Source organism: Lentzea sp. NPDC036955, from assembly GCF_055608005.1.
Genome location: NZ_JBVJRC010000015.1, coordinates 13,628 through 34,687 on the forward strand (window position 1 = coordinate 13,628; position 21,060 = coordinate 34,687).

Here is a 21,060-nt window from a genome sequence, read left to right on the forward strand (position 1 = left end):
CCGGGCGGTCAGCCCTCGACCAGGAACGGGCGCAACAGGTCCGGCACCGCCTCGTCGGCGAGCGCCAGCCCGTCGGACTCGCCGACGTCGGTCACGCGGTAGATGCCCGCCCCGGCCGCCGTCGTGGCGCCGACGGTCAGCAGACCGCTGCGGCGCTGGAAGAACGACCGCTGGATGCGCCAGCCGATGATGCCGGTGCGTTGCAGCGCGACCGTGCTGCGGACCAGGGAACCGTTGCGGGTCACCAGGTAGCGCGGGTCCAGCGCGTGGCCGAGCGAGCGGTAGTTGTCCCAGCCGACCAGCGCGGAGAACGGCAGGACCACCAGCGGGATCGGCCACGCCCACGACGGCGCCCAGACCGCCAGCCCCGCCGCGATCACCACCCACGGCACGACGTGGCGGACCAGGCTGCGGCGCAACGCGGCGAACGGGTGTCCGCGCAACGCCCTGGTCGTCGGGTCGTCCTCGACCCGCAGCACGTCGCGCGCCACCTGGTGGGCCACCGCGATCGGCGCGGGCGGCAGCAGCAGGCTGCTCTCGCCCTTCGAGCCCAGACCCGTTGTCACCGCGACGGCCTTCGCGCCCTTGCCGGCGCGCACCAGCAGCGGTTCCTGGACGTCGACGCCGCGCAGCCGCTGCTCCTCCACCGACACCGAGCGGGTGGTGAGCAGCCCCCGTTGCACGCGCAGGGTCCTGTCCGGTTCGCGGGTCAGCCGGTAGTTCCAGAACTGCAGGACGTACAGCGGCACGGACAGCACGAGCCCCAGGACGACCAGCGCGATGGCGAACCCGCCGAAGAGCTGGAAGCTCGGGTGCTCGAACAGCCAGCCCCACAGGTCGTGCACCACGTCGAGACCGAGGTCGTCGGCGTAGTTCGACAGCACGCCGAACACCGCGCCGATCGCGACCAGGCCCGACAGCGACAGCGGCGCGAACCGCAGCCACCGCGGGTCGAGCTGCGAGATCACCTCGGACGGCGCGGGGTCAGCCGGTGCCGCGCCGTCCTCGGCCGACCGCGGCTGGGCGACCGCCTTGCGCAGCAACAGCACCCGCAGCCGCTCGGCCTCCTCGGACGTCACCGCGTCGAGCGTGAGGCCGTCGGTGCCGGGGGTGTCCTGCTGCCCGGTGCCGATCCGCACAGCGGACAACCCGAACACGCGGTGGCCGGGCTTCGAGGTGAGGTCGACCGTCCTGATGCGATCGCGCGGCACCGAGAGCTGCTTGCGGGTCAGCAGACCGGTGTGCAGCTCCACCTGGTCGTCGGTGATGCGGTACTTCGTGGTGCGCCACAGCAGGAAGCTGAACGCGAGGATCATCGTGACCGTGGCGCCGCTCGCGATGAGCCGCCACTTCTCGCCGTCACCGGTGAAGAGCAGCACCAGGATCGGCACCAGCATCGCCATGCCCTCGTTGAGCGGGCGCACGATGAGCATCCGCACGTGCAACCGGTGCCACTGCGACAACGGTTCCGCGAGCTCGGGTGCGGCGGGCAGCCCCGCTGGCAGGTTCGCGGGTGTCGTCACGTGGCATCACCCGGCGTGGCCTGGGTCGTGGTGGTGAGCTCCTCCACGAGCCTGCGCGCGGTCTCGTGGTCCAAGCCCTCGATCTCCACCGGTCCCGCCGCCGACGCGGTCGTGACGGTGACCGTGGCCAGGCCGAGCAGTTGCTGGAACGGACCGCGCTTGGTGTCGACGGTCTGGATGCGCGAGACCGGGGCGACCCGCCACTCCTGGTTCAGCCAGCCCGACAACGTGTAGACCGCGTCGGAGGTCGTCTCCCAGCGGTGCACGCGGTAGCGCCAGCTCGGTTCGACCGCCGTGTGCACGAGCCCGACGACACCGGTGGCCACCAGCAGCACCAGCTCCCACGTGGGCGGCTGGGGCACCAGCAGGAACACGACGAGCTGCGGGATGAAGAGCACCAGCCAGAACACGGCGGCCTGCATCGTCCACAGCAGGACCGACCTCGGGCTGACCTGGTGACGTGGCGCGCGCAGTTGCAGAGTCACCCCACAACTGTGCCTCACCGGTGCGCACCCGTGTGGCCAGGTGTGTCAATTGGTGTGCCGGTGCCGGTGCGGTCGCGCTTGCGAGGGAGGCGGGACCGCACCGGCACCGGCCGGGGTGATCAGTGCGCGATGCTGTACGGCGGCGTGAACAGCTCGGCCGGGTCGGCCGACGCCGTCGCGGAGATCGCCGCTACCGCGCCCAAACCGAGGATCACGGCGGCGATGGTCCGAGCGATACTGTGCAACTTCATTGAGGTGCTCCGTTCCGATTGGTGGCGACCGTGGATGAGGGCAGGAAGTCTTTGACGAGGTTCGGCGCGCGGTTGCGGGCGGTTCGGCTGCAACGCGGTTTGTCGCAAAAGGACCTCGCCTGCCCCGGCGTCTCCATGAGCTACGTGTCGAGACTGGAGTCCGGCGAACGCGTGCCGTCGCCCGCCGTCGTGCGCAGGCTCGCCGAGGTGCTGGGCGTCGACCCCACCGAGCTGGTGGTCGACGAGGACCGCACCGCCGTGCAGGACGAGGCGCTGGCGTGGTGCGAGGCCCTGTTCGCCTACCACGACGGCGACCTGGTGACCGCCGCCGACCTGTTGGAGGCGCTGGGGAAGCGGGCGGACGAGCAGATGTTCGGCTGGAGCGCGCGCTGGACCAGGCTCGTGGTGCTGGCCAGGCAGCACGACGACGAGGGGCTGCTGCTGGCGGCGGCGGAGCTGCGCCGGTCGTGGTCTCCCGGCCCCGCGGTGGACGCGCTGGTGGAGGTCCTGCGCGCCGCGGCGTTGCGGCGCCTTGGCCGGTCCGCCGAGTCCGTGCGGGCCGCGACCGAGGCCGTCGAGCTCGCCGGCGGTGACGGCGACCGGGTGCGCCGGGTCGGCACCCGCGCCCTGATCGCGCTGTGCGCCGAGCTCACCGCTGCGGGCCGGCTCGCCGACGCCGAACAGGTCGTGGAGCAGCTGTCCGTGCGGCTGCCCGAGCTCGGCCGCGACCGGCTGGCGATCTCCACGTGGTGGGTGCGCGCCAGGGTGGCCGACCGGCTCGGCGACCGCACCGAGGCCGCGCACTGCATGCGCGAGGCGCTGGCGCTGCTCGCCGGCCACGACGGCGACCCCGAGTTCCGCTGCCGGGTCCGGCTCGCCGGTGCCGCCCTCGCGCTGCGGGCACCGGGTGCGAACCTCGACGAGGTCGTCGCGCTGCTGGACGAGGTGGAGAGGGCCGCCGCCGCGCTGCGCCGCCCGGACGGGCTGCTCGCCCACGCCCGCGCGGTGCGCGCCGAGCTGGCGTTGCGCGACGGGGAGGTCGACCGCGCGCGGGACCTCGCGGAGCAGGCGCTGGCGACCGGTGCGCTCGAAGCCGAGCACCAGCTGCGGTGCCACCTGCTGCTCGTGCGGGCCGCGGACGAGGTCGACCCGGACGGCGGCGGTGCCGCGCGCACGGCGCTGGCCGCGCTGCTGGAGCACATCAACCCCGAGGGCGTCGATCCGCTCCTCTGGCGCGACGTGGCGCGCATCGCTTTGCGCAAGCACTGAGCGCGGGCCGCATTGCCCGGTCATGACCGCCCCTCGCTCGTGATCGGGACACCTTGTTAACGGAGCATGACACAGACCAGATACCCGTCACATCACCCAATTCAACCGTGACGACATGGGTAAATCACCCGGATTCCGGCACCACCCCGTCAGCGGCAAGCGGCCGAACGGTCGAACGATGAGCAGGCCGGTCGGGGCAGTTGTCAACCGGTTGACAACGCATGACTACGAGTCGGTCAGGCTCATCCACCACACGACGGCGCCGGAGCGCCCGTTGACGTCGAGCGTCGAGTAGATCCGCTGGAGGTGGTTCTGCACCGTTTTCGGCGACAGGCCGAGCGCGTCGGCGATCATCGTGGTGCTCGCGCCCGCCGCCACGAGCCGCAGCACCTCGATGCCGCGCTTGGTCAGCCCGGCCCGCAACGCCCGTGCGATCCGGGTGTTCGTGTGCTCGGCGGTACCGGTCTCGCGCAGCTCGCCGGTCTGCGGCACGCGCACCACCGCGTCCTCGCGCTTGGGCTCGAAACGCCTGTGCGCCAACTGTTCCACCAGCCGCGAGGACGGGTCGTGCTCGCGCATCCGCAGCAGGTCCCTGCCCTCCTGCAGCTCCCACAACCGGTACTGCTCCAGCTGCACCCGCGCGTGCCGCAACGCCCGTTCGAAGTCGCCGGCCCGTTCGTAGGCCTCGCTCAGCTGCTGGTGGGCGTGCACCGCGACCTCGCGCGCGAGGCAGCTCATGGCCAGCTCGGCTGCCTGCGTCAGCTGGGTGATCTGCTCGGGGTAGCGGCCGCGCGCCCCGCTCAGCCGCGCCCGCGCCATCAGCGCCTCCGCACGCGCCACCGGCCGGTTCCTTCCGGCAAGCAACTGGTCAGCGCGCTGCCAGCTGCGGTGCGCGCGGTCAAGTTCGCCCAGATCGATGCGCACGTGTGTCAGCAGGACGTTGACCACGGCCATCCGCACCGGGTCGCCGACCTGCTTCCACCGGTCGCGCACCTGCGCGCACAACGCCTCCGCGCGCCGGAGCTTGCGCACGCACGGTTCGCCGTCGAGGCTGCAGCGGCTCTCCTCGGTGCGGATCATGCAGTGCTCGTGGTACTGCATGCGCATCACCCGCGCCTGCTCGAACAGCACCGAGCCGATCAGCTCGCTGTCGCCGGTGAGCTCGGCCAGCCCGAGCGCGCGGGCGAACGAGGTGAAGCTGCGTTCCCGCGAGTCGAGGCGGAGTTCCACCACCGCGCGGGAGAAGCTGCACCGCGCCTGCAGTCCGATGTGGCGGTTCGCCGCCGCGATCTCCTGCACCCGGTCGATGGTGTCGAGCGCGCTGGGCCACAGACCGCGCTTGCCCAGTGCCACCGACTGGGCGAGCACGCCCTCCGCGACGCCCTCGACGTCGTCCAGCCAGGAGAACGCGGCGACGGCCTTCTCCGCGAACTCCAGAGCTTCGCCGGGCCTGCCCTCGTCCAGTGCGATGCGGGCCTCGCGCAGGTTGTGCACCGCGGTGGACCGCGGGTCAGCCGTCCGGCCGGGAACCGTCATGGACCTCTAGCCCCCTCACTCCGGGGGCAGACTCTAGCCCGTTCCCCGCAGCTGCCGTTTCACCACTTTGCCCGCCGCGTTGCGGGGCAGCTCGTCGACGAAGAAGACCTCGCGGGGCACGGAGAACCGCGCCAGGTTCGCGCGCACGTGGTCGCGCACCCGGTCGGCCGTCAGGGTTTCGTCGCCCACCACGTACGCCACGAGGCGCTGGCCGAAGTCCTCGTCCGCCACACCGAGCACGGCGACCTCGGTGACGCCGTCGAGCTGGGAGAGCAGGTCCTCGACCTCGCGCGGGTAGACGTTCTCGCCGCCGGAGACGATCATCTCGTCGTCGCGGCCGGCCACGAACAGCAGGCCGTCCCGCAGGTACCCGAGGTCACCGGTGGACATCAGGCCGTTCAGCGACTCCTTGCTGGTGCCGTTGGTGTAGCCGTCGAACAGCATCTCGTTGCCGACGAAGATCCGGCCGGTCTCGCCGGGGGCCACCGGTGCGCCGTGCTCGTCCACAATGGCCAGTCGGGTGCCCAGCGGCGGCTGACCCGCGGTTCCGGGGTCGCGCAGCATCTCCTGCGGTGTCGCGATGCTCGCCCAGCTCACCTCCGTCGACCCGTAGAGGTTGTAGAGGACAGGTCCGAACTCCTCCAGGGTGCGGGTGGCGACCCTGGGCGGCAACGAGGAGCCGCTGGAGGCGATGACCCGCAGCTTCGGCCGGTGCGGTGTCTCCAGCATCCGTTGCAGCATAACGGGAACGACGAACATGGCGGTGCACCGCTCGGCGTCGCGCAACGCCTGCTCGGGGTCGAACCGGCGGCGCAGCACGAGGGTGGCGCCGAGCACGAGCCCGAGCTGGAACGCGGCGAGGCCCCAGGCGTGGAACAGCGGCGAGGTGATGGAGATGACGTCACCGTGCCGCAGCGGTATCCGCGACAGCAGGGCGGCGGCCGGGGCGAGGCTCGCGGGCTCCGGGCGGCGCGCGCCCTTGGGGCTGCCGGTGGTGCCGGAGGTGAGGATGATCAGGCGTCCGCGCGGGGGACGGCGGGGCAGCGGTGCGTCGGAACCGGTGCGGGCCAACGACTCCAGCTCGTCGGTGAAGATCGTGGGGCGGTCCGGCAGCACGTCGGCGAACTCGCGGTCGGCGACGAACCGGTCGATCCGCTGGTCCTGCGCGACCTGGGCGAGCTGACCGCGGCTCAGGCCGGTGTTGAGCAGCACGGCGTCGGCGCCGATCTTCGTGCAGGCGGTGAGCGTCTCGATGAAGCCGCGGTGGTTGCGGCACAACAGCCCGATGCGTTCCCTCTGGCGGAAGGCGTGCGCGAGCCGGGTGGTGCGCTCGTGGACCTCGGCGTAGGTGAGCACGCCGTCGTCGTCGATGATCGCCGCGCGGTCCGGGTGGCGCCCGGCGCCGGTCTGGTACCCCCACGCGAGCGTGATGTTCCAGTGGAGGAACCCGGTCGCCGTGGCGGCGAGCCCGCGCGGGCCCAGCGGGCGGATCACTCCGGCCTTGACCAGGGTCAGCAGCACGCGGGTCAGCATGCGCCCCACTCTGCCACTTACCTACTTGCGAGTAGGTAACGGTGTGATCGCGATCACAAGGTGCTGATCCGGTTCAGGCCTCGGTGTTCGAGGCGGCCACGACCGCCTCGCGCAGGGCGGCCCGCAGCCGGCCGACCTCCAGCGGTGTCAACACGGCGGCTTCGCCCGGCGGCACGTTGATCACGATGTGCCCCTGGCTGACGAACACCGTCATGTCCCGTCGGCGCGAAGCGATGTCGCGGCAGCTCACCTGCCACTCCTCATTGGCTCCCACGGGTGTGCTCCTCCAGCTCGTCCGGCGCCGGCCCGGACGGCCCCGGGCGCTCGCATCACTGAGACGCACGTGACCCAGGGTCATGACGGAGATTTTCGCTTTCTCCGCCGCGCGACCGCGCCGAGCTGCGGATAGCGTCGCACGTGAGACGAGAGCACGTCACCTGAAGGGGTGAAAGATGGCGGAACCGCAACGCATCGTGATCGTCGGGTCCGGTCTGGCCGGTGCCACGGCAGCGGGCGCGCTCCGAGACCGCGGCTTCGGCGGGCGGATCACCGTGCTCGGCACCGAGCTGCACCGCCCGTACGAACTGCCCGCGCTGTCCAAGGACGTGCTGCTGGGCAAGGCGGCCGAACCGGCCTGGGTGCACGAGACGAGCTTCTACTCCGACAACGAGATCGACCTCCAGCTCGGCGTCTCCGCGCTGGAGCTGCGCCCCGGCGACCACGCGCTCGTCGACTCGAACGGCGCCGTCCGCACCTACGACCGGCTGCTGCTCGCCACCGGCTCCCGCCCACGCGTTCTTCCTGGCGCACAAGGACATGTGCTCAGGACGCTGGACGACTCCCACGCCCTGCGCTCGGCGTTGCGCGAGGACCGGCACGTCCTGGTGATCGGCGCGGGCTGGATCGGCTGCGAGGTGGCCGCCGCCGCCCGCGGCCACGGCTGCCGCGTCACCGTCGTGGACCCGCTGGCCGAACCGCTGGTGCGCGTGCTCGGACCGGAGGTGGGCGCGATGTTCCGCCACCTGCACGAGTCGCACGGCGTGGAGTTCCGCCTGGGCACCGGCGTCGCCCGCTTCTCCCCGTCCGGCGTGGTGCTGGAGAACGGCGACGAGCTGCTGGCCGACGTCGTCGTCCTGGCCGTGGGCGCCGCACCCCGCCTGGAGCTCGCCGAGACCGCCGGCCTGGACCTGGCCGCCGGCGGCGTCGCCGTCGACGCGACCCTGCGCACCTCGGCACCCGACGTGTTCGCGGCCGGCGACATCGCGGCCCACGACCACCCGCGGTACGGCCACCGCGTCCGCGTCGAGCACTGGGCGAACGCGAAGGACCAGGGCACCCACGTCGCCGGCTCGTTGCTGGGCCTCGACGAGCCGTACCAGAAGTCCCCGTACTTCTTCACCGACCAGTACGACCTGGGCATGGAGTACCGCGGCCTGGCCGGCCCTGACGACGAGCTGGTGGTCCGCGGCGAGCTGGAGTCGCGGCAGTTCATCGCGTTCTGGCTGCGCGACGGCCGCTTGCGCGCGGCCATGAACGTCAACGTCTGGGACCACGGCACGGCACTGCAGGCCCTGGTGGACGCGCAGGCGACGGTGACGCCGACCCAGCTGCGGGAGGCCGACCTGGGGTCGCTGGCCTAGTCCGGCTAGATGCAGGAGCCGTGCGTCGGACCCTCGCCGTGCGACAGGTCCTGCAGGGCCTTGCGGATGGTCTCCATCTCCTGCGGGGAGAAGCGGGCGTGGAAGGCGCGTTCGACCTCGGCGAGCGCGTCGCCCGCCTCCTTCTGCAGCGCGCGGCCCTTGTCGGTGATCACCGGCGTGCGCACCCTGCGGTCGGACGGGTCGGGTACCCGCACGAGCAGCTCGGCGCGTTCCAGCTTGTCGAGCTCGCTGGTCAGCGTCGTCTTGTCGAGGCCGAGCATGGCGCCGAGCGCGAGCTGCGTGCGCTGGGCCTCCTCGGTGGCGAGCGCCTGGAGGATCAGCTGGCCGCGCAGGGAGATGCCGAACCGCTGGATCTCCTCGGCGAACGCGGCGCCGACGCGTTGGGCGGCGCGGTGCAGCAGCCAGTTGAAGTCCCACTTCTCCGCGCACGCGGCGATGAGTTCCGGCTGCTCCTGCATGTGACCCATCCTACCTCCCGGAGGAGATGTTCTCAGTTCGGAACATCTTGACTCGGAAGTTCTTCACTCGTATGTTCTGGGTATGACCAACCTGCTGCACCTCGACTCGAGCATCCGCTACGACGGGTCCGTGACCCGCGACATCACCAGGGCTTTCGCCGACAGTTGGCGCGCGGCCAACCCGGAGGGCGGCTACACCTACCGGGACCTCCACGCCGTGCCCGTCCCGCACAAGGACGGCACCGAGCAGGGGATCGCGGCCGAGCTGACCGCCGAGCTCAAGGCCGCCGACGTGCTCCTGATCGGCGCGCCGATGTACAACTTCTCGATCCCGTCCACGTTGAAGGCGTGGATCGACCAGGTCGCGACCTCGGAGTTCTTCGCCCGCGAGGACGGCACGTGGCCGCTGGGGGAGAAGCGGGTCGTCGTCGTGACGGCGCGCGGTGGTTCCTACAAGCCGGGCACGCCGCGCGAGGGCTTCGACTTCCAGGAGCCGTACCTGCGGGCCGTGCTGTCGATGATCGGCCTGGACCGCACCCTGGAGTTCGTGCACGCCGAGCTGACGCTGGCCGACGTGGTGCCGCAGATGCACCAGTTCCGCGAGCTGGCCGTGGAGTCGCTGGCCGACGCGCACCGCGTGGTCAAGGAGCTCGCGTCCGCCTAGCCTGGCGGCATGATCGACAAGATCGCCTGGATCCTGCTGGAGAACGGCCGGGTGCTCGGCACCCGCTCGGCCGGCAAGGACACGTACTACCTGCCCGGTGGCAAGCGCGAGCCGGGGGAGACCGACGTCGAGACGCTCGTGCGCGAGATCCGCGAGGAGCTGTCCGTCGACATCGATGCCGCCTCGGCGCGGCACGTCGGGACGTTCGAGGCGCAGGCGCACGGCCGTTCGTCGGGGGTGACCGTGCGGATGACCTGCTACACGGCGTCGTTCACGGGGGAGCTGGCCGCCGCGAGCGAGATCGAGGAGCTCGCGTGGCTCACGACCGCCGACGTGGACCGGATCTCACCGGTCGTCCGGATCATCTTCGCCCACCTGCACGAGGCGGGCCTGCTGACCTGAGGCAAGCGCTTGCCACGTGATGCGCGTGACTTTCGGTGCAACCGGGACTCACCGGCCGCGGTCCGTCGTTGCAGCAGGTGCGGCAGGGATCGCGGCCCGTCACTCCATCTGACCGGCCGTCGATCGCGCGGGGGCCTCGTGCGCAGTGAAGCGGCGCACCCGGTCCCCGCGCGTCCACATCCACATCCACCACGACCACGCTGACCAGCGCGAAGAGTGCCCAGGCGGTCACCCGTTCGAGGTGCCGCGGTGCGCTGTCACACTGGGCGGCGTGTCCGAGCCGACGACCGCGGTGCTGTTGCGCGCCGCTGAGCTCGCCGCCTCGGGGAAGCCGCGGCAGGCGATCGACCTGCTGCGTCCCCTGGTGACGGCGAACCCTCGGCACGCCGAGGCCTGGTGCCGGCTCGCCGCCGCCCACCTCGACCTGCGCGAACCCGGTCCCGCCCTCGACTCGGCCAAGCGCGCCATGGTGCTCGACGGGGAACGGGCCTGGTCGCAGCGGCTGGCCGCGCTCGCGTTGAGCGACCTGGGCCGCCACCCCGAGGCGGCGGTTGCGGCACGGGAGGCCGTGCGGCAGAAGCCGGGCGACTGGCGCGGCTACGTCGTGCTGGCCGAGGTGCTCGCCGACGTCCCCGACGGCGCGGTGGAGGCGTTCGACGCCGCACTGCACGCCTCGCAGCTCGCACCGTCGGAGGTCCGCGCGGCCCAGGTCCTCGGTGACGCGGCGCTGCGGATGCGCGACTGGGGCACCGCCGAGCACGCTTACCGCCAGGCGATCAAGCTCGACCCGTCCGACGCCGACTCGAAGGCGAACCTCGCCACCGTGCAGCGCCGCCGCACCGCCAAGCCGCCCGCGCAGCTCAACAAGGCGCAGGTGTGGCGGTCGCTGCGCACGCTGGCGTTGCTGCTGGTCGGCGGCGGGTTGCTGGCGCTGCTCGCCGGCATGCCCCGCCCCACGCCCTACCTGGCGTTCCTGACCTCCGCGCTGGTGCTCGGCTGCCTGGTCGTGGGCCTGCGGCTGCGGCCGTTCAAGGCGCTGTTGCACCTGCGCAAGCTCGCCGTGACCGTGTCGCTGCTCGGCGCGTCGGCCGCGTTGCTCGCCGGCTGGACCGTCGCGCTGGTGCTGGGCGCCACCACGATGCAGCCTCTTGTGCTTTCCTGGTTGTGCGCCGTGCTCGGCGGCGCCCTGGTCTACGTCGGGGGAGGCAGGGGGCGGTGATGCGGCGCAACGCGGTCGCGCTCGCGATCATGCTGTTCCTCGGACAGCTGTTCGTCCTCGCCGCGCCCGCACCCGCCGCCCACGTCGGGGGCTCGGTCGTGCAGCACACGCACGACGTGGCGAACCTGCCAGGAGCCGTCCCCAAACCGCACAACCAGCAGGCCGCCCAGGTGCCGCTGGCCCAGCTCGCCGCCGACGTGCCGCCGGTCGCGAAGCCCGCGCTGCCCGTCCGGTTCCTCGTCGCGTTCACCCGGCGCGTGCACCGCACGCCCGAGGGCGTCCGCTGGACCCCGCGGCGGGACCGCTCACCGCCTTCCGGTCGCTGACACCGCGTTCTCAGCCACCACTTTCCTCCCGGAAGGCTCTCCCAACCCATGTCGCGCGACACCGCGCGACGAGGGCTGCTCGTGCGCGCACTGCTGTCGCTCGGCGTCCTCGTCGCCTCCGCTTTCCTGCTGCTCACCACAGATCCCCGCCTCGGCCTCGACCTGCGCGGCGGCACCCAGATCGTCCTGGAGGCCAAGGGCGACTCCGACTCCACCGACCGCGCCCTCGAAGTGCTGCGCCGCCGCGTCGACGAGCTCGGCGTGGCCGAACCCGTCCTGGCCCGCTCCGGCGAGAACCGGATCGTCGTCGAGCTGCCCGGCGTGCAGGACCCGGAAGAGGCCGTGAAGGTCCTCGGCCGCACCGCCCAGCTCACCGTCGAACGCAACGGCGCCCAGGTCATGACCGGTGAGGGCATCTCCGACGCCACCGCCGTGCGCAACCAGCAGGGCGCCGGCTACGTGGTCAACATCCAGTTCCAGGGCGACGCGCCCAAGACGTGGCAGAAGGTCACCGGCGAGGCCGCCTGCGTGCCCTCCGGCGACCCCGGTCGCCAGATCGCGTTCAAGCTCGACGGCAACGTCGTCTCCTCACCCGAGGTCAGCACCGACACCCCGTGCGGCGGCGGCCAGCCCGGCGGCGCCACGACCATCACCGGCCGGTTCTCCCAGGCCGAGGCCAACGAGCTGGCCCTGGTGATCCGCTCCGGCGCACTGCCCGTGCCCGTCGAGGTGATCGAGCAGCGCACGGTCGGTGCCACCCTCGGCGCCGAGGCGATCGACGCGAGCGCCCAGGCCGCGATCATCGGCATCGCGCTGACCTCGCTGTTCCTCGTCTTCGCCTACCGGCTCGCCGGTTTCCTCGCCGTCGTCGCCCTGGTCGGCTACGCGGGTGTCGCCTACGCCGGACTGCTGGCCGTGGGGGCGACCCTGACCTTGCCGGGCCTGGCCGGCTTCGTGCTGGCCATCGGCATGGCGGTCGACGCGAACGTCCTGATCTTCGAACGGGCCCGCGAGGAGTACGCGCGGAAGGCGAACCTGCGGCGGGCGTCCGAGGCGGGCTTCCGCGGTGCGCTGAGCGCCATCGCGGACTCCAACGTGACGACGCTGCTGGCAGCCGGCCTGCTGTTCTGGCTGGCCACCGGGCCGGTGCGCGGCTTCGGCGTGACGCTGACCATCGGTGTCCTCGCGTCGATGTTCAGCGCGCTCGTGCTCTCCCGCGTGCTGGTGCTGTGGGCGATGGGCACGCGCTTCGTGGCCAAGCGGCCCCGGCTGAGCGGCCTGGACTCGCTCGGTTTCGTCCGGTCGAGGCTGAAGCTCGTCCTGTACCGCCGCCCGTGGCTGTGGCTGAGCAGCGCCGCCGTCCTGGTGCTGGTCGCGGTCTCCGGCCTGCTCCTGCGCGGCCTCAACCTGGGCGTCGAGTTCACCGGCGGCCGCATGCTCGACTTCACCGCCGGCGGCCCCGTCGACGCCGGCCGCGTCCGCGGCGCACTGGCCGACGCGGGCTTCGAGGACGTCGTCGTGTCGTCCTCCGGCAGCGACGTCTCCCTGCGCACCGGCCCGATCGACGACGCCGCCTCGAACCGCATCGGCGAGGTCGTGAACTCCGCGGTCGACGGCGGCGCCCGCCAGTCGAGCAACGAGCTCATCGGCCCGTCGCTGTCCTCCGAACTGCGCCGCAACGCCGTCATCGGCCTCGCCATCGCCGTCGCGGCCCAGCTCGGCTACCTGGCCATCCGCTTCGACTGGCGCCTCGGCGTCGCCACGGTCGCCGCACTGCTGAGCGACGTGCTGGTCCTCGTCGGCATCTTCGCGTGGCTCGGCAAGACCGCGGACGGCGTGTTCCTCGCCGCCCTGCTCACCGTCATCGGCTACTCCGTCAACGACTCCGTCGTCGTCTTCGACCGCCTCCGCACCCTGCGCGGCTCCCGCCTGAAAGCCGCCTACCAGGACGTGGTCTCCGACGCCGTGGTCCAGACCGTGCCACGCACCGTGAACACCGGCATCGGCGTGCTGTTCGTGCTCGCCGCACTGCTCGTGCTGGGCGACGGCTCACTGGCGAACTTCGCGACCGCCCTGCTCATCGGCCTGATCTTCGGCACGATGTCCACAGTGGTCACGGCGGCGCCGGTCGCGATCTGGCTGGAGCAGCGGTGGCCGCGCCCGGTGCGGGCGGCGACCCGCAAGGCACCGGCGGGAGCCCGCGTGTAGCTCTTCCTCACGCCGCGGGACTCGTAGCAGAGTAGGGGCCATGACCTCTTTCGCCGCGTACCAGAACGAGATCTACCTCCAGGGGCTCGGCGGCACCGTGCCGCCGTTCACCACCGACCCGGACGCGCTGGAGGACTCCGCGCGGTCCCGGCTGGGACCGGGTCCGTTCTGGTACGTGGCGGGAGGTGCGGGCTCGGGTGCCACCGTGCGGGCGAACCGCGAGGCCTTCGACCGGGTGCGGATCGTGCCGCGGATGCTCACCGACGCCACCGAACGGCACCTCGGCGTCACGGTGCTGGGCACCGAGCTGCCGGCGCCGGTGATGCTCGCACCCGTTGGCGTGCAGTCGATCCTGCACCCCGACGGCGAGCTCGCCACCGCGCGGGCCGCGGCCGAGCTGGGCGTGCCGATGGTGTTGTCCACGGCGTCGTCGCACACGATCGAGGAAGTAGCGGAGGCGTCCGGCGCCGGGCCGCGGTGGTACCAGCTGTACTGGCCGAACGACCAGGACGTCTGCGCATCGCTGCTGGAGCGGGCGAAGAAGGCCGGGTACACGGCGCTGGTCGTCACCCTCGACACGTGGACGCTGGCGTGGCGGCCGCACGACCTCGACCAGGCCTACCTGCCGTTCCTGCGCGGCGTCGGGACCGCCATCCCGTTCAGCGACCCGGCTTTCCGCGCGGGGCTCGCGAAGTCGCCCGAGGAGGACCTGCCGATGGCGATCCTGCGGTGGGTGCAGCTGTTCACCGGCACCGACAAGTCGTGGAACCGGCTGGCGTTCCTGCGCGAGCACTGGGACGGACCGATCGTCCTCAAGGGAATCCAGCACCCAGACGACGCGCGCAAAGCGGTCGAGTCCGGAATGGACGGTGTGGTCGTGTCCAACCACGGCGGGCGCCAGGTCGACGGCGCCGTCGGGTCGCTCGACGTGCTGCCCACCGTCGTGGAGGCGGTGGGGGAGCAGGTCGACGTGCTGTTCGACTCCGGCATCCGCACCGGCGCCGACGTCGTGAAGGCGCTGGCGCTGGGTGCCAAGGCGGTGCTGGTCGGGCGGCCGTTCGCGTACGGGCTGGCGCACGGCGGGCAGGTCGGCGTGAAGCACGTCCTGCGCGGCCTGCTCGCGGACTTCGACCTGACCCTGGGGCTCTCGGGTCACCGCAGCCCGGCCGAACTGGGCCCGGACGCGCTGCGGTTCTCCTGAGTCCCGCTACGGCATCGTCGCGGTGAGCCGGGCGAGCGTGCCGAAGTCGGCCGGCTGCACCCGCAGCCAGCCCTCGCTCTTCGCCGCCACGTACCGCCCGCTCACCGTGTCGAGGTAGGTGAGCGGGGCGGCGCAGCGCTGCTTGCGCCCGGTGTGGTCGCGCTTGGCCGAGTACAGCTGGCCACCACCGGTCCGCGGCTCCGACATGATCGTCTTGAGCTGCGCGACCAGCTGGTCGTTCGGCGTGCTGGTCGGCCGGCTCTGCTGCAGGAACGAGCCGGTGTCCTCGTAGGACGGCTGCCGCTTCTGCTGCAACGCGTCCTCCGGCAACGTGATCGGCGCGCCCTTCCCGGCCGGCGTCGGCGGCAGCGCGGCCACCAGCGACTGCGGCGCCTCGTCCGCCCGCACCGGCTCCAGCACGAACAGCTGGTCCGGCGTCAGCACGACCCGCAGCGCGTCCTGGCCGTTCGACACGACCAGGACCGCCTGCTGAGGACCGTCCTTCTGGCTGAAGAACGCCCAGTACTCCGCACCGGCCTCGACCACGAGCCGCAACGCGCCGGCGAGGTCCGGGTGGATCTCCCCGCCGCGCGCGAGCCCGGTCTGCTCCAGCTGCGCCCACGCCGTGCGCTGCAGCCGTTCCAACCCGCTCAGGTCGCCCTCCTCGAGCGACTCCGAGTCGAAGTCGACCTGCGTGACCAACGCCCTGTGCAGCTGCGGCAGACCCGCGACCTGCCACGCCTGGTACAGCGCGACGACAGGGATGGCGACCCTGCTCCGAAGCACAATTCCCCCTTAACCGCCGATGACCGGCGGAGCGACCATCGTCCCGTCGCCGAAGATGTCCTCGGTCTCCTGCAGGTACGACGCGGACTTGTGCTCCTTGTCCTCGTCACCCTGACCGCGGCCTCCGGCACCACCCATGCCGCCCATGCCGGCCGCACCCGCGGCACCACGACCACCGGCCGCACCCGCACCCGCGGGCCCGAAGCCACCGGCGCCACCACGTCCCTGCTCGGCACCGGCCACACCGGCCGCACCACCGAAGCCGCTACCGGCACCCATGCCGCCCATGCCGCCGGGTCCCTTGCCGAGCCCGGCCGCGGCAGCACCACCGATGCCACCGGCACCCGGCGGCCGCATGCCACCACCGGCACCGCCACCGCCCCCACCGGGCCGGCCACCGCCGGGCACCCCGGGCCCACCGGGCCGGTTGCGCGGGTCGTTCGGCCCACCCGGCCGGTTGCGCGGGTCGTTGGGGTCGAACCGCCCGCCCGGCGGGATGGTGGGGTCGAGGCCGGGAGGCCGGTTGCGGGGGTCGTTCGGGTCCACGAAGACCGGCGGCCGGTTGCGCGGGTCGTTCGGGTTGAGCTGCGACGGGTTGGTGTCGTCGCCACCGGAACCCGGCGGCTTCCAGCCCGACGTGCCGGTGTCGTCACCGGGGCCACCGATGCCCGGCGGCGTGCCGGTACCGGGCGGCGTCCCCGTGCCCGGCGGCGGGTTGCTGCCGATGGGCGGCGGCTGCGTGCTCGGCGGCGTGACCCGGTCGATCGACCGGTTGTTCTGCTCCTGCATGTTCGCGTCGGTCGCGTCCGGCGAGATGAACGTCGGCATCTGGTTGGTGCTCTGGTTCACCGCCTCCGCGTACTGGTTGAACGCGCGGATGTTCTGCTCGCTGACCTGCTGGTTCTTCTCGACGGCCTTGTCGTAGTCGGTGTCCCACGGGGCCAAGTCGTTGAGGAACGGCTTGTCGGGGACCTCCGGCGGCTTCTGCATCTGGTACTTGGCGTTCGTGTACGCCTCACCGATGGAGTCGGCCGTGTTGCCGGCGTCCTGAGCGGACTTGCCGGTCATGTCCGCCCAGGTCGCGAGCGGCGAGGTGGTGCTGCGGGCCGCGTCACCGGCCTGGCCCTCCCACGCTGCGCCGGAGTCGCGCACCGCCTTGTTGATGATCTCGGCGACCTCGTTGTGACCGCCGGCCACATCACGCCATCCCTGGCTGGTCAGCGCGGTGCTCTGGCTTGGGCCCTTGCCCTTGTTGAACCAGTTGTAGACGGTCTCGCCACCCGCGAAGGGGAGCATTGCGAAACCAGCGATGTTCGGCTCATCCCCAGGCATGTCCCTACCCCTTCAGTGTGCTGATGACTGCCGCCGCGATCTTCTGGCTCTCCTCGCACGGCTTCTTGATGCCCTTTTGCTGCAGAGCGACGTGCGCCTGCGCGATGATCACGCTGTTCTTGCCGGTCTCGACGACAGTAGAGCAGTCACGGGTGCCGTCAGTGCTGTCGAAGTTGAATGCTCGCAGCTCGCTGACCTTCGACTCGGTGAAGATCGGAGACGTGCGTGAGTTGCCCAGAAGGGAGTCGAACTTCTGGTCCGCACCCAGCGTCACACCGAAACCGGTGTCTTTCAGGATGTCCTGCGACTCCCAGTTGCAGGTGGGACCGAGCGGTGCCGTTCGAGTCTTCGGGGCACGCACGTTGCTGACTCCGGCCAGCTGATCGGCGGTCAGCACGTCACAGGGCTTGCTCGTGAACTTCGACAGGTCCAGCTCAGGACCAGACGGGGCGCTCGAAGTCTCCGTCTCCGTGCTCGCCGGGGGCGTGGTGGTCTCGGGCGTGGGGTTTCCACCACTCTTGTCGGAGCAGCCAGCTACAGCGGCCAGCGAGAACAGGGCCGCCAACAACATGGTCGTGCGCTTCAAGGCGGTGTCTACCTTCCCATCGCGGACGAGGCCGCGTCGTCGGTGCCCCGGTACTCGGCCAGAGCCTTCTCGATGTTCTCGATGGTCTTCTCGAGCGCTTCGCGTGCCTTGATGTTGGCCCAGCCGTAACCACCCGGTTCGGTGCCGGCAGCCTGCCGCATCTGCAGCGTGGCGTAGCCGCTGAACGGGTCAGGTCCAGGGGCACCAGAAGCAGTGAGCTGGTCAGCGGTGTCCTGCAAGGTCCGCAGGTGCTCCACGGCCGTCCTCAGACCTTCGATCATCTTCTGGGCCTGGTCGGGATCGACGCTGAACTTCGTGGTTCCCGCCCCCGCCGCACCTGCCGCGGCGGCAGCAGCACCGGCTGCCGCGCCGACCGCGCCGCTCACGGCCCACGGTGTGATCGCGTCGAACATCAGCATCTCGGCCAGCTCCCCTCAGAACTTCCACACACCCCTGTTGGAGGATTTTTGCACAGCGCCGGTTCCCCCGGCGGGCGAACGAGTGAGCTGACCTGGACACATGGCCGTTTCGTCCAAGACGTGGCGCGACCAGGCAGCTTAGGTTCGCAGGCATGATCGAACGCGCGAGGGACTTCATCTGGCACAACGCCCGCACGCTGGAGCAGCGGTGGTTCGAGTACGCCTTCGACGGTGGCAGCGGGGACGCGGTGGTGCGGGCGGTGCTGGCCTTCCGCAACGACGACGGCGGGTACGGGCACGGGCTGGAGCCGGACCACCGGGGGCCGACCAGTCAGCCGTTGCACGCGTTGCGGGCGTTGCAGATGTTCGCCGAGGTCAGCGCGCCGGAACCGGCCGGGTCGGTGCTGACCTGGCTCGATGCGACCTGTCCCGACGGAAGTGTGCCGTTCGGGCTGTCCACGTCGAAGGGGCACCCGGTGGCGCCGTGGATCACGCTCGACGACCAGGGCGGGTTGTTGCTCACCGCCCAGATCGCGGCGGCCCTGCACGCGTTGGGGGTCACCCACCCGTGGCTCGACCGGGCCACCGACTACTGCTGGCGGCAGGTCGAGGCGCTCGGCGAGACCCACCCGTACGAGCTGCGGGCCGCGGTGATGTTCCTCGACGAGGTGCCGGACCGGGAACGGGCGGAGCTCGCGGCGGCGCGGATCGGGCAGCTCAAGCCCAGCACGGACGGGTACGCGCAGGGGGAGGGCATGGCGCCGCACTTCTTCGCGGCGCGGGCCGGCGGCCTGGCGCGGTCGTGGTTCAGCGAAGCGGAGCTGGAGCGGGACCTCGACGAGCTGCGGACGGGACAGCAGGAGGACGGCGGCTGGAACTTCGGCTTCCCCGCGTTCACGCCGGTCGTCACGTTCGAGTGGCGGTCCATCGCCACGATCGACGCGTTGCTCACGCTGCGCAGCTACGGCCGGATCAGCTGATCAGCTGCCTCAGCGACACACCGGCCAGCGCGCGCACCTCGCGAGAGAGGTGCGCTTGGTCGGCGTAGCCGGCGTCGGCGGCGACCGCGGCGAAGGGGCGGCCGGCCCACGCCAGGCGCAGCGCGTGGTCGAAGCGCAGCACCCGCTGCAGCACCTTGGGCGGGTAGCCGAACGCGTCCAGGCACCGCCGCCGCAGCTGCCGCTCGCTCAGCCCGATGTCCCAGGCCGCCGACCTGACGTCACCGGTGCGCAGCAACGCGGCGGTACCCGCGAGAGCGGGGTCGACGACCACGCGGGTCGCGCAGAACGACACCACCTCCGAGAACGCCGACAGCCGCGCGGACGGCACCAGCTCCGCCAGCGGCACCCGCAGGTCGCGCACCTCGCACGCCGGCACGCCGAATACCGACGGGAACGCGCCGGGCGGCAACCGCACCCCGTACAACGTGCCGGGCGCGACGGAAGCGAGCTGCGCGCGGGTGTCCGGACCGGCCACGAACAACGCGCCCGTCGTGGGTGTCCACATCAGATCCGTGCACCCGTCGGGCACCACGCGCTGCACGGTCTCCGACGACACCGTGCGCGTCCACAGGCAGGCCAGACCGGCGGGGGCGGGACGTTCGGCGTACACGGGTCAATCAAAGCAAAAGGCGCCGCATCCCGGGGGATGCGGCGCCATGAGCGCGAGAAACGTGGACGATACTGGGATTGAACCAGTGACCCCTACCGTGTCAAGGTAGTGCTCTCCCGCTGAGCTAATCGTCCTCGTGGTGCAGGACGAGATTCTAGCGGACGGGCACGGCCCGGCGAACACGAGGGTCTAGAGGCCGAACTTCACCCAGTTCGCGCTCACGTACGCCGCCGGCTGGCCGCTCGTGAACGTCACGTACACGTCGTGCGTCCCGGAGATGTTCGAGATGTTCGCGGGAATGGTCCTCCACGAGTCCCAGCCCCCGGTGTTGCCCACCGCGATCGATCCCACGGGCGCCGCCGTGCGCGACCCGAGCCGGACCTCGACCAGACCGCTCACGCCGCCGGCGGCACCCGAGGCGACGCGGGCGTAGAACTGCCGCGCCGGACCGGAGCCGAAGTTGACGCCGGAGAACTTCAGGTAGCCGCCGTTGGCGATCTGGTGGACACCCGAACCGCCCTCGGCCGGGGCGACCGAGCCGCCGGAGCGCTCGGAGGCGTTCTCCGCCTGGAGCTCGCTGTACGCCGAACCACCACCGCCGGGGTTCGAGGTCGTCGTGGTCGTGGGCGGAGTCGTCGTCGAACCGCCAGCCGTGTAGACGGCCACGTAGTCCACGACCATGGAGTGCCCGGACTGGGTGGCAGCGACAGGGGTCGGCTGGTTGTTGTTCAACGCGTTCGGGAACGCGCCGCCCATCGCCAGGTTCAGCAGGATGAAGTACCCGGCGTGCGACGTCATCCGGTCCCACACGCCCGCGCCGAGCTGGGCCTGCGTCACCGTGTGGTACTGCTGGCCGTCGACGAACCACTTGAAGGACTTCCCGGCGTCGTCCCACTCGAAGCGGTACGTGTGGAACGCCGTCTGGCACGACGCGCCGGGGCAGGCCCGCGAGTTGCCGATGCCGGTGAACTCGTTGCACGCACCGCCGGGTGCGACGTCGCAGTGCAGCACGCCCCACACCGAGTTGATGCCGTTGACGTTCTCCATCACGTCGAACTCACCGATGCCCGGCCAGTTCCAGTAGTTGCCGCGGAACGGCGAGCCCAGCGCCCAGAACGCCGGCCAGTAGCCCAGCGCCGCCTGACCGGTGACGTTCGGCATCTGGATGCGGCCCTCGATGGCGAGCTTGCCGCCCGGCGCCGGCTTGAAGTTCGACCGCTGGGTCTCGATGCGCGACGACGTCCAGTTGCCCGCGCCGTCCTTCAGCGCGGTGATGCGCAGGTTGCCGGCACCGTCGAGCTTGATGTTGTTGGTGCTGTTCGTGTAGTTCTGGATCTCCCCGGTGCCCCAGTTCGCAGGTCCACCGGGGTAGCCGTGGCCCAGGTCGAAGATCCAGTTCGAGCTGGACGGCAGGGTTCCGCTCGCTCCGTTGAAGTCGTCGCCCCACACCTGCGTCCATCCCGCTGCGGGGGGTGGGATCGAAGCGTTGGCGGACATGGCGGCGATCGCCAGGGGTACCGCGGCAAGAAGAGCTGTCGTGGCCGCGAGGATGCGACTGCGTTGCCTCATGCGCGAGTGACCTCCTTGTCA

At 71.4% G+C, this 21,060-nt stretch carries 22 protein-coding genes and 1 tRNA gene; 9 read left to right on the plus strand and 14 right to left on the minus strand.

All coding sequences use genetic code 11. From position 1 onward, the window contains the following. Positions 1-8 precede the first annotated feature (8 nt). From ACZ7CF_RS38055 to ACZ7CF_RS38065, 3 genes are all read right to left on the minus strand, one after another. The gene (locus tag ACZ7CF_RS38055) at positions 9-1,523 is read right to left on the minus strand and encodes a PH domain-containing protein (protein ID WP_360400971.1); all 1,515 of its coding nucleotides are present in this window, start codon (positions 1,521-1,523) and stop codon (positions 9-11) included. Further along, complete coding sequence (locus tag ACZ7CF_RS38060; protein WP_458434469.1) at positions 1,520-2,002, minus strand: PH domain-containing protein; 483 nt, start codon at positions 2,000-2,002, stop codon at positions 1,520-1,522. Before ACZ7CF_RS38060 ends, ACZ7CF_RS38055 begins: the two co-directional genes overlap by 4 nt. A 125-nt stretch (positions 2,003-2,127) precedes the next feature. Next, complete coding sequence (locus ACZ7CF_RS38065; RefSeq protein WP_360400968.1) at positions 2,128-2,259, minus strand: hypothetical protein; 132 nt, start codon at positions 2,257-2,259, stop codon at positions 2,128-2,130. Between the two features lie 30 nt (positions 2,260-2,289). Between ACZ7CF_RS38065 and ACZ7CF_RS38070 the strand changes: the two genes are divergently transcribed. Next, a complete protein-coding gene (locus ACZ7CF_RS38070) occupies positions 2,290-3,528 on the plus strand; it encodes a helix-turn-helix domain-containing protein (RefSeq protein ID WP_360400965.1) in 1,239 nt (412 codons plus the stop codon). Positions 3,529-3,753: 225 nt separating this feature from the next. Here the strand turns inward: ACZ7CF_RS38070 and ACZ7CF_RS38075 are convergent, their stop codons facing one another. The 3 genes from ACZ7CF_RS38075 to ACZ7CF_RS38085 form a co-directional block, all read right to left on the minus strand. Further along, a complete protein-coding gene (locus ACZ7CF_RS38075; RefSeq protein ID WP_360400962.1) occupies positions 3,754-5,064 on the minus strand; it encodes a LuxR C-terminal-related transcriptional regulator in 1,311 nt (436 codons plus the stop codon). A 33-nt stretch (positions 5,065-5,097) separates the two neighbouring features. Beyond that, the gene (locus tag ACZ7CF_RS38080; RefSeq protein WP_470372104.1) at positions 5,098-6,597 is read right to left on the minus strand and encodes an AMP-binding protein; all 1,500 of its coding nucleotides are present in this window, start codon (positions 6,595-6,597) and stop codon (positions 5,098-5,100) included. A gap of 73 nt (positions 6,598-6,670) precedes the next feature. Continuing rightward, positions 6,671-6,871, minus strand: coding sequence for a hypothetical protein (locus tag ACZ7CF_RS38085; protein WP_360400956.1), 201 nt, complete (start codon positions 6,869-6,871; stop codon positions 6,671-6,673). Between the two features lie 178 nt (positions 6,872-7,049). On the opposite strand from ACZ7CF_RS38085, the gene ACZ7CF_RS38090 reads away from it, so the two are divergent. Continuing rightward, positions 7,050-8,237 (plus strand): NAD(P)/FAD-dependent oxidoreductase, encoded by a 1,188-nt coding sequence (locus ACZ7CF_RS38090; RefSeq protein ID WP_470372105.1) that lies wholly within the window; start codon positions 7,050-7,052, stop codon positions 8,235-8,237. Between the two features lie 5 nt (positions 8,238-8,242). Here ACZ7CF_RS38090 and ACZ7CF_RS38095 read toward each other — a convergent pair whose 3' ends face one another. Further along, positions 8,243-8,716, minus strand: coding sequence for a MarR family winged helix-turn-helix transcriptional regulator (locus ACZ7CF_RS38095; RefSeq protein ID WP_360400947.1), 474 nt, complete (start codon positions 8,714-8,716; stop codon positions 8,243-8,245). Positions 8,717-8,798: 82 nt separating this feature from the next. Between ACZ7CF_RS38095 and ACZ7CF_RS38100 the strand changes: the two genes are divergently transcribed. The 6 genes from ACZ7CF_RS38100 to ACZ7CF_RS38125 all read left to right on the plus strand — a co-directional run bounded on the left by ACZ7CF_RS38100 (position 8,799) and on the right by ACZ7CF_RS38125 (position 14,736). Next, positions 8,799-9,380, plus strand: coding sequence for an FMN-dependent NADH-azoreductase (locus tag ACZ7CF_RS38100; RefSeq protein WP_360400944.1), 582 nt, complete (start codon positions 8,799-8,801; stop codon positions 9,378-9,380). 9 nt (positions 9,381-9,389) lie between these two features. Then, positions 9,390-9,782: an NUDIX hydrolase gene (locus ACZ7CF_RS38105; RefSeq protein WP_360400941.1), complete on the plus strand. Its 393-nt coding sequence runs from the start codon at positions 9,390-9,392 to the stop codon at positions 9,780-9,782. A 271-nt stretch (positions 9,783-10,053) separates the two neighbouring features. Next, the gene (locus ACZ7CF_RS38110; protein ID WP_470372106.1) at positions 10,054-11,001 is read left to right on the plus strand and encodes a tetratricopeptide repeat protein; all 948 of its coding nucleotides are present in this window, start codon (positions 10,054-10,056) and stop codon (positions 10,999-11,001) included. Beyond that, entirely contained in the window at positions 11,001-11,327 is a 327-nt protein-coding gene (locus ACZ7CF_RS38115; RefSeq protein WP_360400935.1) for a hypothetical protein, read from the plus strand. Before ACZ7CF_RS38110 ends, ACZ7CF_RS38115 begins: the two co-directional genes overlap by 1 nt. 48 nt (positions 11,328-11,375) lie before the next feature. Next, positions 11,376-13,535, plus strand: a complete 2,160-nt coding sequence (gene secD, locus ACZ7CF_RS38120) for a protein translocase subunit SecD (RefSeq protein WP_458434030.1) — start codon at positions 11,376-11,378, stop codon at positions 13,533-13,535. Between the two features lie 40 nt (positions 13,536-13,575). Beyond that, positions 13,576-14,736 carry a lactate 2-monooxygenase gene (locus ACZ7CF_RS38125; protein ID WP_470372107.1) on the plus strand — a complete coding sequence of 387 codons (1,161 nt, stop codon included), beginning with the start codon at positions 13,576-13,578 and terminating at the stop codon, positions 14,734-14,736. Between the two features lie 6 nt (positions 14,737-14,742). Here the strand turns inward: ACZ7CF_RS38125 and ACZ7CF_RS38130 are convergent, their stop codons facing one another. Genes ACZ7CF_RS38130 through ACZ7CF_RS38145 form a run of 4 tightly spaced genes read right to left on the minus strand, consistent with a single transcriptional unit; the run spans position 14,743 to position 17,859 of the window. Then, positions 14,743-15,522 carry an ESX secretion-associated protein EspG gene (locus tag ACZ7CF_RS38130; RefSeq protein ID WP_360400926.1) on the minus strand — a complete coding sequence of 260 codons (780 nt, stop codon included), beginning with the start codon at positions 15,520-15,522 and terminating at the stop codon, positions 14,743-14,745. Positions 15,523-15,531: 9 nt separating this feature from the next. Beyond that, positions 15,532-16,818 carry a PPE domain-containing protein gene (locus ACZ7CF_RS38135; RefSeq protein WP_470372108.1) on the minus strand — a complete coding sequence of 429 codons (1,287 nt, stop codon included), beginning with the start codon at positions 16,816-16,818 and terminating at the stop codon, positions 15,532-15,534. Between the two features lie 40 nt (positions 16,819-16,858). Further along, complete coding sequence (locus ACZ7CF_RS38140; RefSeq protein WP_360400920.1) at positions 16,859-17,440, minus strand: DUF3558 domain-containing protein; 582 nt, start codon at positions 17,438-17,440, stop codon at positions 16,859-16,861. Between the two features lie 8 nt (positions 17,441-17,448). Continuing rightward, entirely contained in the window at positions 17,449-17,859 is a 411-nt protein-coding gene (locus ACZ7CF_RS38145) for a hypothetical protein (RefSeq protein ID WP_360400918.1), read from the minus strand. Between the two features lie 152 nt (positions 17,860-18,011). Here ACZ7CF_RS38145 and ACZ7CF_RS38150 point away from each other — a divergent pair, with 152 nt between their 5' ends. After that, the gene (locus ACZ7CF_RS38150; protein WP_470372109.1) at positions 18,012-18,839 is read left to right on the plus strand and encodes a hypothetical protein; all 828 of its coding nucleotides are present in this window, start codon (positions 18,012-18,014) and stop codon (positions 18,837-18,839) included. Here ACZ7CF_RS38150 and ACZ7CF_RS38155 read toward each other — a convergent pair. From ACZ7CF_RS38155 to ACZ7CF_RS38165, 3 genes are all read right to left on the minus strand, one after another. Then, positions 18,832-19,470 carry a helix-turn-helix domain-containing protein gene (locus tag ACZ7CF_RS38155; RefSeq protein WP_470372110.1) on the minus strand — a complete coding sequence of 213 codons (639 nt, stop codon included), beginning with the start codon at positions 19,468-19,470 and terminating at the stop codon, positions 18,832-18,834. The two genes, ACZ7CF_RS38150 and ACZ7CF_RS38155, sit on opposite strands and share 8 nt — an antisense overlap. A 62-nt stretch (positions 19,471-19,532) precedes the next feature. Continuing rightward, positions 19,533-19,604 (minus strand) — tRNA-Val (locus tag ACZ7CF_RS38160). A 55-nt stretch (positions 19,605-19,659) separates the two neighbouring features. Continuing rightward, positions 19,660-21,039, minus strand: coding sequence for a carbohydrate-binding protein (locus tag ACZ7CF_RS38165; RefSeq protein ID WP_470372111.1), 1,380 nt, complete (start codon positions 21,037-21,039; stop codon positions 19,660-19,662). Between the last annotated feature and the right edge of the window lie 21 nt (positions 21,040-21,060).

Bases quoted from the DNA above. Each gene is read 5' to 3' on its own strand.
- ACZ7CF_RS38075 (WP_360400962.1), bottom strand. From the start codon at position 5,064: ATGACGGTTCCCGGCCGGACGGCTGACCCGCGGTCCACCGCGGTGCAC.
- ACZ7CF_RS38105 (WP_360400941.1), top strand. From the start codon at position 9,390: ATGATCGACAAGATCGCCTGGATCCTGCTGGAGAACGGCCGGGTGCTC.
- ACZ7CF_RS38135 (WP_470372108.1), bottom strand. From the start codon at position 16,818: ATGCTCCCCTTCGCGGGTGGCGAGACCGTCTACAACTGGTTCAACAAG.
- ACZ7CF_RS38065 (WP_360400968.1), bottom strand. From the start codon at position 2,259: ATGAAGTTGCACAGTATCGCTCGGACCATCGCCGCCGTGATCCTCGGT.
- secD (WP_458434030.1), top strand. From the start codon at position 11,376: ATGTCGCGCGACACCGCGCGACGAGGGCTGCTCGTGCGCGCACTGCTG.
- ACZ7CF_RS38100 (WP_360400944.1), top strand. From the start codon at position 8,799: ATGACCAACCTGCTGCACCTCGACTCGAGCATCCGCTACGACGGGTCC.
- ACZ7CF_RS38095 (WP_360400947.1), bottom strand. From the start codon at position 8,716: ATGCAGGAGCAGCCGGAACTCATCGCCGCGTGCGCGGAGAAGTGGGAC.
- ACZ7CF_RS38125 (WP_470372107.1), top strand. From the start codon at position 13,576: ATGACCTCTTTCGCCGCGTACCAGAACGAGATCTACCTCCAGGGGCTC.
- ACZ7CF_RS38115 (WP_360400935.1), top strand. From the start codon at position 11,001: ATGCGGCGCAACGCGGTCGCGCTCGCGATCATGCTGTTCCTCGGACAG.
- ACZ7CF_RS38080 (WP_470372104.1), bottom strand. From the start codon at position 6,597: ATGCTGACCCGCGTGCTGCTGACCCTGGTCAAGGCCGGAGTGATCCGC.
- ACZ7CF_RS38090 (WP_470372105.1), top strand. From the start codon at position 7,050: ATGGCGGAACCGCAACGCATCGTGATCGTCGGGTCCGGTCTGGCCGGT.
- ACZ7CF_RS38150 (WP_470372109.1), top strand. From the start codon at position 18,012: ATGATCGAACGCGCGAGGGACTTCATCTGGCACAACGCCCGCACGCTG.
- ACZ7CF_RS38165 (WP_470372111.1), bottom strand. From the start codon at position 21,039: ATGAGGCAACGCAGTCGCATCCTCGCGGCCACGACAGCTCTTCTTGCC.
- ACZ7CF_RS38145 (WP_360400918.1), bottom strand. From the start codon at position 17,859: ATGCTGATGTTCGACGCGATCACACCGTGGGCCGTGAGCGGCGCGGTC.